At 60.2% G+C, this 9,537-nt stretch carries 12 protein-coding genes; 9 read left to right on the top strand and 3 right to left on the bottom strand.

The genetic code is table 11. From position 1 onward, the window contains the following. Positions 1-283 precede the first annotated feature (283 nt). On the top strand, positions 284-403 hold the full coding sequence (locus IIC71_14785; GenBank protein ID MCH7670446.1) for an SEC-C domain-containing protein: 120 nt from the start codon (positions 284-286) through the stop codon (positions 401-403). A 9-nt stretch (positions 404-412) separates the two neighbouring features. Next, positions 413-751, top strand: a complete 339-nt coding sequence (locus IIC71_14780) for a hypothetical protein (GenBank protein ID MCH7670445.1) — start codon at positions 413-415, stop codon at positions 749-751. A gap of 9 nt (positions 752-760) precedes the next feature. On the opposite strand, the gene IIC71_14775 is transcribed toward IIC71_14780, so the two are convergent. After that, complete coding sequence (locus IIC71_14775; GenBank protein MCH7670444.1) at positions 761-1,021, bottom strand: hypothetical protein; 261 nt, start codon at positions 1,019-1,021, stop codon at positions 761-763. Here IIC71_14775 and IIC71_14770 point away from each other — a divergent pair. The 3 genes from IIC71_14770 to IIC71_14760 all read left to right on the top strand — a co-directional run bounded on the left by IIC71_14770 (position 920) and on the right by IIC71_14760 (position 2,548). Then, complete coding sequence (locus IIC71_14770) at positions 920-1,171, top strand: hypothetical protein (GenBank protein MCH7670443.1); 252 nt, start codon at positions 920-922, stop codon at positions 1,169-1,171. The genes IIC71_14775 and IIC71_14770 overlap by 102 nt on opposite strands. A gap of 126 nt (positions 1,172-1,297) precedes the next feature. Then, positions 1,298-1,894, top strand: coding sequence for a hypothetical protein (locus tag IIC71_14765; protein MCH7670442.1), 597 nt, complete (start codon positions 1,298-1,300; stop codon positions 1,892-1,894). Positions 1,895-2,194: 300 nt separating this feature from the next. Then, positions 2,195-2,548, top strand: coding sequence for a hypothetical protein (locus IIC71_14760; GenBank protein MCH7670441.1), 354 nt, complete (start codon positions 2,195-2,197; stop codon positions 2,546-2,548). Positions 2,549-2,777: 229 nt separating this feature from the next. Here IIC71_14760 and IIC71_14755 read toward each other — a convergent pair whose 3' ends face one another. Next, positions 2,778-2,984 carry a UBP-type zinc finger domain-containing protein gene (locus tag IIC71_14755; protein ID MCH7670440.1) on the bottom strand — a complete coding sequence of 69 codons (207 nt, stop codon included), beginning with the start codon at positions 2,982-2,984 and terminating at the stop codon, positions 2,778-2,780. 2 nt (positions 2,985-2,986) lie between these two features. Here IIC71_14755 and IIC71_14750 point away from each other — a divergent pair, with 2 nt between their 5' ends. Together IIC71_14750 and IIC71_14745 are read left to right on the top strand one after the other, a co-directional pair. Continuing rightward, positions 2,987-4,774, top strand: coding sequence for a hypothetical protein (locus IIC71_14750; GenBank protein ID MCH7670439.1), 1,788 nt, complete (start codon positions 2,987-2,989; stop codon positions 4,772-4,774). A gap of 208 nt (positions 4,775-4,982) precedes the next feature. After that, the gene (locus IIC71_14745; GenBank protein MCH7670438.1) at positions 4,983-5,570 is read left to right on the top strand and encodes a hypothetical protein; all 588 of its coding nucleotides are present in this window, start codon (positions 4,983-4,985) and stop codon (positions 5,568-5,570) included. Positions 5,571-6,540: 970 nt separating this feature from the next. Here IIC71_14745 and IIC71_14740 read toward each other — a convergent pair. After that, positions 6,541-7,722, bottom strand: a complete 1,182-nt coding sequence (locus IIC71_14740; GenBank protein MCH7670437.1) for an IS481 family transposase — start codon at positions 7,720-7,722, stop codon at positions 6,541-6,543. A 570-nt stretch (positions 7,723-8,292) separates the two neighbouring features. Between IIC71_14740 and IIC71_14735 the strand changes: the two genes are divergently transcribed. Together IIC71_14735 and IIC71_14730 are read left to right on the top strand one after the other, a co-directional pair. Next, complete coding sequence (locus IIC71_14735; protein ID MCH7670436.1) at positions 8,293-9,384, top strand: IS110 family transposase; 1,092 nt, start codon at positions 8,293-8,295, stop codon at positions 9,382-9,384. Positions 9,385-9,420: 36 nt separating this feature from the next. Continuing rightward, a partial coding sequence (locus IIC71_14730; protein MCH7670435.1) for an IS3 family transposase occupies positions 9,421-9,537 on the top strand: 117 nt, incomplete at its 3' end.

Genomic DNA, 9,537 nt, shown 5'->3' with positions numbered 1-9,537 from the left:
GCATGCGATCTCTACCTGGCGGTGTGGAACCGGGGTGATGATTCGAATGTGACCATCACCGGCGACCATGAACTATTCGAAACGTGGCACCGCAATCACCGAATCCGCTGGTCGTAGGCGACCAGCAACCACACGCATAACGGCTTTGAATTCAGGTGGTCGTTGCATCACGTTCGACGAGAGTTGTTCTCGATGGAGGTGTGCAATGGTTCGAATGTCTGGGTCTGAGCAGAACGAGTTGGCGTCGCAGCTCGCGTCTTAGCCGCCGTCAACTCGTGTGCAGGTGGGCCGCAACGATCGCGGCGCCTGCGGGTCAGGTCTCAAGTACAAGCGCTGTCACGGCCCGGCCCGACCGCCGAACACTATGCCGGATATGCGTGCCTGCTCTTTGGCGATGATCTAGGCTTGGCGGATGTCTTCAGGGTCGCGGCTGGTATCTACGAATTGGCTCGACGAGCATCTTGATGCTGAAGACCTGGTCGTTGTAGAGGTTTCGAGTCGGCACTCCTTGTCGCCGGACTCTGCGGAACGACACGTCCCGAATGCTCGGTTCGTGTATTGGCGAGACTTGTGCTGGGACGATATCGAACGCCGGTTCCCCGACATCGACACCCTGGTGCAGCGATTACAGGCGTTTGGCGTTTCCGACGAGTCGACCATCGCCATCGTGGGTGACCCGTTTCAATATGGAACGTACGCCTTCTGGGTGCTTGCAATGGCGGGATTCGAAAGATCAGACAGTGCTTGTTGACGGTGGTCGCTAGAAGTGGCTCACTGAGGATGGAAGGCTCGGCCATGAGGCGACAGGTATCGCCGCGCGACAGCTCGCAACGCGTGCTGGCAACACGACTTCCTTGATAAGTCGCGACGATGTAGTCGCTGGACTCCACGGCTCGAATCGGTTGCTGCTCGATGTCAGATCCACGAGGAGTACAGCGGTGAGCGGGTCTCGCCATCCTGGTTCGAGTTCGACCACGGAGCTGAGCGCCTCGGCCGGATTCCTGGCGCTCGACATCTCCATTTTCGTGATCTCCTCAACGACGACGGTTCGTACCTGGCCAAGGATGATCTCGCAGCCCTACTCGACCCTGTCATCTCGGACAAAGAAGACATTGTTGTGTACTGCCGTCTCAGTCATCGAGCGTCCCTCGTATGGTTCGCATTGGCATGAATGCTCGACCACCCCGACGTCAGGGTCTACGACGGAAGTTGGACCGAGTGGGGCACGATCGTTGGGTACCCGATCGAACGCTGACCCCCTGACATCGCACCGGATATGCGTGCTGGGTTAGTCGGGATGAGCGATGTACGAGAGATAGTCGCAGGAACCAGCATCGATGCCAGCGACGAGACTGCGATCCTCGACGAGCTCGAACGCGTCACGGGGCTCGACCGCGAGTATCTCGACCGGTACAACATGCGAATCGAGATCCTGTGCAACTGCCGAGAGGTTCTGCGGGACCGCAATCGACCGGTCGGGCGAATCGACAGCCGGTACACCGGTATCGACCGGTTCACGGACGGTGACACGATGGAGAACGACCCTTCCATCGACGCTGTCATGAGCGCATACAGTTCCGCGCTCAAGCACTACCTGCGAGCAGACCTGGGTTACGAGAGCGACCTCCCGTACGAGATCCTGTCCGATCGGGTACAGCCCTGGAACTATGAGGCGTTCCAGAACGCATACGTCGACGTCTCAGAAACACTCCGCGACACGATGTCACGAAACCGTCACATGAACGTGCTCGTCACCAACGGGTACTACCACCTCGCAACGCCGTACTTCGCAACCGAGTACACCTTCAACCACATGGATCTCGACCCCGAGATTCGCGACAACGTCACGATGAGGTACTACGAGGCAGGCCACATGATGTATGTGCACCTATGATCCCTGGAGAAACTAGGCACCGACATGCGGTCCTTCATAACCGAAGCCACATGACACGAGACACCGACCAGTCGGAGCGCCAACGCTGACCCGGATAAACCTCGTGACTACGGATCAGGAGGTTGGGGGTTCAAGTCCCTCCGGGCGTACGGCGTATACAGGCGACTGGACGTCTGTCAAAACCCTATGGGTACTGGACAGCCGTCCAGTCGCCTCTCGTGTTTCGCCCGTGAGTGCTCACGATTCGGCCCCCGACTGGACGGCTACCTGTGACCCCAAATTGACCCCACGGGGCCTCCGATGCAGACGTGCCCGAGCCGCCAAACGTCTCTGGAGTATGAAGCTTCGAACTACTGGCTCGATCCACCAGAGACAGACCCCCAGCCACTTGAGGCCCGCTTCTGGACTATGCCGCTGGCGGAATTGACCGAATGGATCGGCGTGAACGCACAACCCGGAAGCCGAAGAGCTACCCAAGCTCAGGCTGTTTTCGCTGCCCGGTTAAACATTAAGGCAGCACGTATCGTCAACGCCGCTTCCGAAAAGGCGGCACAAGCAGCCAAGTCCGCTTCCGATGCCGCCAAGTCAACGTCCCGCGCAACACGCTGGTTGTTCGCAGCGACAGCTGTGTTGGCCGTAGCCGCCGTGGCGTAGCTGATCGCCAACATCATCATCTGACAGTGGATTAACTGCAGTTCAGTGCCAGATCGCGCGTGGTGACGTGTACAGCCCTCCCATACGATCAGCGCACCCCCCACATGCTCCCTGCCGGATCACGAGCGCCTTGATCGGCTGGATTCTCGGTGGGCCACCGAGCGTTATGCGCTCTTATCTGGCCTCTCAGTGTGCCTCAATCGAGCCACTCACCAACCGCCGCGCCGGTTTACAGTAGAGACGTGCACCGCTTCTGGGTGAACCCGTCCGGGTTCATCGGAGTGTTGGGATGACCGCTCTCCAGCCAGTGCTTGGTGCCGTGGGTCAGCTGGCTCTCGGAGCATCCGAGGTGTCCACACGTGACGCACAGTCGACCCTCGTGGCTAGAATCCGCAACGGGTGGTAGCCGTGACCGCGGGAGTACAGGAGGTGCCACGCTTGCGTTCCTGGCTGAGATTTGCCCTCCTGCCTGCGCTGGCGCTGGTTGTGGTGGCATGCGCCTCGTCCGACGATCCATCCTCGGCGTCGGCTGTGCCGACCAACGTCTCGGCCCCGGATCGGACCGGTGGCGGGTTGGTGACGGCACCGGGTGAGGACGTGATCAGGCTCAGCCCGGCCGAGACGGCTGCGGCTCTCACCGACGCGGCAACGGCCGAATCGGGTGTCTGGTCGGTTCTTGCCAATCTCGGAATCGGGGTTTACACCGGTAGCGGGCAGCGGGTGCTGGGCGGGTCCGAGACGAGCGAGGACGACTTCTGGTTGTACGACTTCGAAGTCCCGGCGCTCGTTCGCATGGCGACCGCTCCACCCAGACCGTTCGCCATCACACACAGTCGGGTTGACGAACTGGGCTTCGACGGGACGATCGATGATCTGCTGCGGTTCTACCACGACACCTATGCCGCCGTCCCCGAGGCGTACCTGGTGCAACTGTTCGAAGCAGCAGGCATCGTGTTCGAAGGCGATCTCGAATTGACACCGCTCGAGGAGTGGCTGGTGATGCTCGACACGTTCGTCCCGCCCAACGGCACCTCAGAGTCGCAGGCTGCCAGCGCCGGACTCATGCCCGCCATTGGGGTGACGGCTCTTGCGGAGAGACCGCCGACCGCCGCGGGACGCTCAAAGGCTCCCCGGGCTGTATACCAGAGCTGCGGAACGATCAGCTACGGGGTCGTCCACTCGATCTGGGGAGAGGCCTGGAGGTCGAGTCCGCTTGCTGTGAGCGTTATCGAGGCGTACTACGCGATACACGGGCTGATGCTGGTTTCTGGGGTGGAAGCCACGATCGAGGCGGTCCCGGGCACGGCGCACGAGGGTCACGGCGCTGAAGGGGAGCCGGTGGATTTCGTCGTGACCGTGAACCTGGAGTACTTCTCGCAGGACGTCTACGTGCCCGACTGCGGCCTCCTGGTCAACCTGGGTCAGCCCGTCCACGGGCCGCTGCGTGGAGTGCGGATCGCCTGGGACTCCGGCGAGGTGCTCGACGATCACGGTTGGTTCAGAGAGGGGTATCCGGAATCGTTCACCGATCTCGCCGGTGAGGCGAGGCTGACGTATGTCCCCCGCGAGGAACGAGATGGCGGCAAAGGATCAGAACGGGAGGTTTTCGGCTTCGTCGGTGCCCGTTTCAACATGAGGAACGCCCTTATGGCGTTCGTGACGGAACCTCGGATCCTGATGCTGGTTCCCGAGTGGATGCCAATCACACAGCAGGCAATGCTCGAGATCAAGTGGCATCAGGTCGACTCGACTTGGTCACTGGCCATGACCCTGGACATGATGACGGACCCTGGAGAAGTAATCAGGTTCCTGTGGGACGGAGTCTTCACGGTCGATGCCGACGGCGAAGTCGACGGAGAGGGGATAGGAACGATCCTCGGCTCGGGAAAATGCGTAGAGAATGATGTCACGTTAGAGGTCATAGAGGTGACGGGAACGTTCACGTTCGAGGTGACCGGTACCCGGACTCTGAGGGATGGCGCAGAGTGGCTGACCCTTCGAGTGGACGCCACCGAGGCCGACGTGCAGTGGCGTGCGCAAGTTCCCAGGTGTGTGGCATTTGCGGAATCCTTCCCCACGGCATTCTTTAGCGCTGTGCCGACGTTCCCCGCGCAGTGGTACCCCCAGGGGTTCGATATCCAAGTGGCCGACGGGGTCGGATTCGCGGATCTGACGATGGATCCCATGTTCGTCCTTGAAGTAGACGTCACCCAGCTCAGCGAATAGGCGTTGCGTCCTAGTGTCCTGAGTCGTAAGTTCGTGCTGATCTCCCCGAGGCATCGGCGTTCCTGGCAAGGACGCACAACGAGGGTAAAGTCTGGACTGTGTCGAGGCGGAGGACGCCGCCAGGGGCGTTGAAGGCCGGTGAGATTCTGTATATGATTTGTGACTCAGGACACGAAGACACCCGTCTCTGTCTAGAATACCCGTCCACATGCGCACATCGAAGCCGTACTCCTTGAGAACGCCCGGGTTTCTCATAATCGTCATCATTGGTCTTGTACTCGCCGCGTGTAGCAACTCCAACGAGAGCGGAGCGGAAGCCACTCCGGCCACGGGCCTGGGAACCACCTCCACCTCTGGGCCCGGCCCGACAGTTGTTGGAGGTGAGAGCGACGCTCCCCAGGCGACCGGCACGACATCGGTTTCCGCTGCTGGTGGCTTCTCTGGCGTTTTCACCATTGCTGGACAATCGATCAACCTGATCTCGGGATGCGTTGACACCTTCGACCCCACGGGAACGGGCACCGTCTCGGTCCAGTTCCGGGGGGACGATGGGTCCAGCTTCGATGTCGTCATCACCGACGACGGAGGACCAACGGTGAGCTTCGTTCAGGAGGGTCGGATCTGGTCGAACGTGATCGACTCAGAGTTCACGGTCGAGTTCGACGGCGATGCGGGCACCCTGTTAGGAGGAGGTCTGGTCAAGGAGGACCGGACAATTGCCAATCCGGAGGCAGATGAGACTCCCGTTGCGGTCGAAGTGTCCGCCGCATGGGACCCGACCAACCCCTGTCCGTGACCATCGGTGGGACCCCACCGTGACGATGAGGGTTCATCTGAGTCGACGTCCCTGGCCTGCACAGGATCCGTCACAGGATCAGGAGGCGCGAACGCCCGCCTAGCCCTCACGGGCTGGACCGCACGTTGAAGGTGGGTGCCCGATATCGGCCTTGGCACTCAACGTGACCGGTCGGGCTCAATGCCGCAGCTGGCCCATAGCCGCGCCGGGACGCGCACGGGACGCGTTCTGCTGAAAAACGACGCGAATCGATGAGCGTCGATGAGTACCGAAACCCCTGGTTGAATGCGTTTCTTCCGATACGCCAAGCCACGGAGTCCGCCTGATCTGTCTTCACTCGGCAGACGTCGCCTCTGTGCGGAACTGACCGTCAGACCGGAGCAACCCGTATCGTTCGTATCGGAGGGGCGAAGTGTGGTCACGTTTGAGTTGCGTGTCTTGGGTGACGTTTCGGCGGTGCAGGGGGTCAGGTCAGTTCGATGATACCGTTGGGTGTGCCAATGGTCGCCCGAATCGCAGACGTGTCGGCCCTGGGGGCCTGGTTCGCCCTGGGAATGCTGGAGGCTCTCGACCTTGGATGCGAGGCTGAGAGTTATGGAGAACGGATCAATTTCTAGGAAGCCGACTACGCGTCGGTATACAGCGGAGGAGAAGGCCCAGGCGGTTCGTCTGGTCCGTCAACTTCGCAAGGAATCGGGTACGTCTCAAGGGACGGTGAAGAGGTAAGACTCGGCTGCTGGGGTTCATTATGCACGCGGTGCCTATAGGCGTGGAAACCAGGGAACGCGCAACCGCACGCGTGGGGACGCAGCGGGACGGAAACCCAATGAACGCAAGGGTTTCTCCGATGGCGGGTGATGGAGCGGGATCACTCGGGATGGGGTTTCGTGAACTGGCAGTCAAGGGGTCGTGGGTTCGAATCCCATCAGCTCCACGATGTGATGTCGCGCGACATCGGAAACTCCTGAACCTACGGTTTGGGAGTTTTCTTGTGTTCTTTGTCTTGGGGTTGGTAGTTGCGTGTGGGGTCAAGGGTGAGGCGGCGGAGGAGTTCTCCGGTAGTCGGGTTGACGATGCGAATGTCGAGGTCATCGATGAGCATGATGATATGGGTTCGGGCGTGGGTTCGCCCGATGCCGATGTGGTGGAGTGTTCCTGCGTGGCGCAGGGTGACGGTCCCTGTGTCTCCAACGATGTCGTGCCGGATCCGGTAGTGGTTGTCGATGTCTGATTCGCCTGGGGCGGCTTTGGGCAGCAGCGTGTATTGCGCTGCCGGGGTCATGTTTTTGAGGGATCGGTGGGGACGCCGGTGGTTGTATTCATCAACGAACGCGTCGAGCTGGTCCTGGAGCTGGTGGATGGTTACGGCTTCGGGTTGTGCGGTGAGCCACTTCTTGAGTGTCTGTTGGAACCGTTCCACTTTCCCGCACGTGGTCGGGTGGTTGGGTCGGGAGTGTTTCTGGATGATCCGTAGGTCCATCAGGGTGCGCTCGAACCGGTTCTTCCCGCCTCTCCCCCCGGCGAACCTGGCGGTGTAAACCATGCCGTTGTCGGTGAGCACTGATGCTGGGAGCCCGTGTGTTTCAGCGGTTCCGAGGAATTCGTCGACGACGATGGTGCCGGTGATGCGTGTGTGGGCCGTCACCGAGAGGGCGTAGCGCGAGTGGTCGTCGAGGAACGTGATGATCTCCACTCCGTTCCTGTCTGTGAGGTGCCAGTGAGTGAAGTCTGATTGCCACGTTTCGTTTGGCAGCTCGGCTTGGAACCGGATGTAGGACGCCTTGGGACGTTTCTTGGGCTCCGAGACGATGAGTTCGGCTGTCTTGAGATGCCGCCAGATCGTCGCGACAGACACCACCACACCGTGATGCTGGTCGAGGTGCCAACTGATGGTGTGAGGACCGTTGTCGAGGCCCTTGCCAGTAAGTGTTGTTCTCAGGTCGATGATCAGAGCAACCGTCGCCGGATCCAGTGCTCGAGGTGACGTGTGGGGTCGACGCGACCTCGGCTCGAATGCTGCGCCTCCCTCAGCGTGGTAACGGACAACGAGTTTCGATACCCACGACCGTGAGACCTCATAGAGGCGAGCCGTATCGGCTTGGCTGCGGCCCTCGACAACAACGGACATGATGATGGAACGTGCTTTCGACATCAGCCAACGAAAGCACTCGTCGAATGTTTCCTATGTCGCGCGACATGTGTTTCCTATGTCCTGAAACAGCACACTGCCGGGCCCACAAAGTCTTGTGCCACGCATTTCGGTAGCCTCCGCTTTAGTCTCACGGGTCCGGTTCGGATGTTTGTCTCGCCCATCGTATGCGGTTGGAACCGTGGTCCAGCGGTGCTGGACGGTCGCGTCTCTTTCGCCTCCTTCGTCGGCGACGGGCCGCTTTAATGGGTCGGTTGCGCCGATGCTCTGTGGGCTGGTTCAAGTGCTGCCGGGCGCACACGCGTTGTTGTTACGACTGCGAGGATCCTCCTGTCGGGATTCTCTCGTATGTGGGAGGCTTCCGGTTGTGGCTGTCTCGGGTGGCCTGACCCTTGTTACGACCGACTTCGTGTCTTTGCGTTGACGTGTCGGCCATCTGAGACGGCGATCAAACGTCTCGCCGAACCGGACGGGCAGTGACCTCATAGGAGCCTGATCATCCAGGTCTCATCGCAGTCCTGTCCTTCCCGCCCGGCCAGCGAGCACAACCATCGACCGGAAGGATCAATAGTCATGTCAAGCATCGCACTTGAACGCACCGATGTCATCATCGGTGTCGATACCCACAAGGATCAACACGTCGCTGTCGCGATCGACGGTCTCGGAGGGGTTATCGGGGAGGCACGGTTCGTTTCAGCAACACCCGACGGCTACTGCGAGCTCCTCGACTGGGCGATATCGCTCGGTGATATTCACGCGTTCGGTGTCGAGGGGTGCGGATCGTACGGATCCGGGCTTAGCAAGTTCTTGCGTCGTCACGATCACAAAGTCTTCGAGGTTGCCCGCCCGCCACGCAGGGGTGAACGGCGGGCAGCGGGCAAGAGTGACACGATCGATGCCGAGCACGCTGCACGTGTCGTCCTGTCAGGTCATGGAGCAGTCACTCCGAAACTCGCCGACGGGCTGGTCGAAGCGATCCGTGTCGTCAAGATCGCCAGGGATACAGCAGTGAAAGCCCATACAGCAGCCATCATCACACTCAAAGCTGTGCTCGTCACCGCATCCGACGAACTGCGTGGGCAGCTCGAGCCACTCACCAACTATCGACTCGTTGTCACCTGCGCGAGCCTCGATACGACCGGCGACATCACAGATCCCGAGGTGGCGATCCGCCATAGCCTGGCGTCGCTTGCACATCGCTACTTAGAACTCCACGAGGAGATCAAGACCCACAGCGCTCATCTCAAGACACTCACCAAAACTGCAGCACCCGAGATGCTGGAACGCTTCGGCGTCGGATTCGACACCACAGCTGAGATACTCATCACCGCAGGCGACAACACCGACCGTATCCGTTCAGAAGCAGCGTTCGCCAAAATGTGTGGAGTCTGCCCAATCCCAACAGGATCAGGCAAAACCGCAGGCCGGCACCGACTCAACCGAGGAGGGAACCGGCAAGCCAACGCTGCGCTCTACCGCGTTGTCATCGTCCGTATGAGATGGCACCCACCCACCATTGCGTACGTCCAACGGCGCACCGCTGAAGGACTCTCCAAAAAGGACATCATCCGATGCCTGAAACGCTACGTTGCACGCGAGCTCTACCACCTCCTCCCCGAACCAGCCACCCGCACAGCGGCCAACGGACTCCCCCAAGCTGCATAAACCGGTTTGACAATCTATAGGAGCATCAACGCGAAAATGGAGGCGTTCTGGGCGACATTGAAACGCGAGATCGTCTGGATAACCGGTGTTGAAACATTCGATACCCGTGCCGAGCTCCGGGCAGTGATCTTTGACTACATTGAAGTGTTCTAC

The sequence above is a fragment of the Acidobacteriota bacterium genome, assembly GCA_022562055.1.
GTDB lineage: Bacteria > Actinomycetota > Acidimicrobiia > Spongiisociales > UBA5794 > BMS3BBIN02.
Note: the sequence above shows the minus strand (reverse complement) of the source record. Positions and strands in the feature narration are given on the sequence as shown.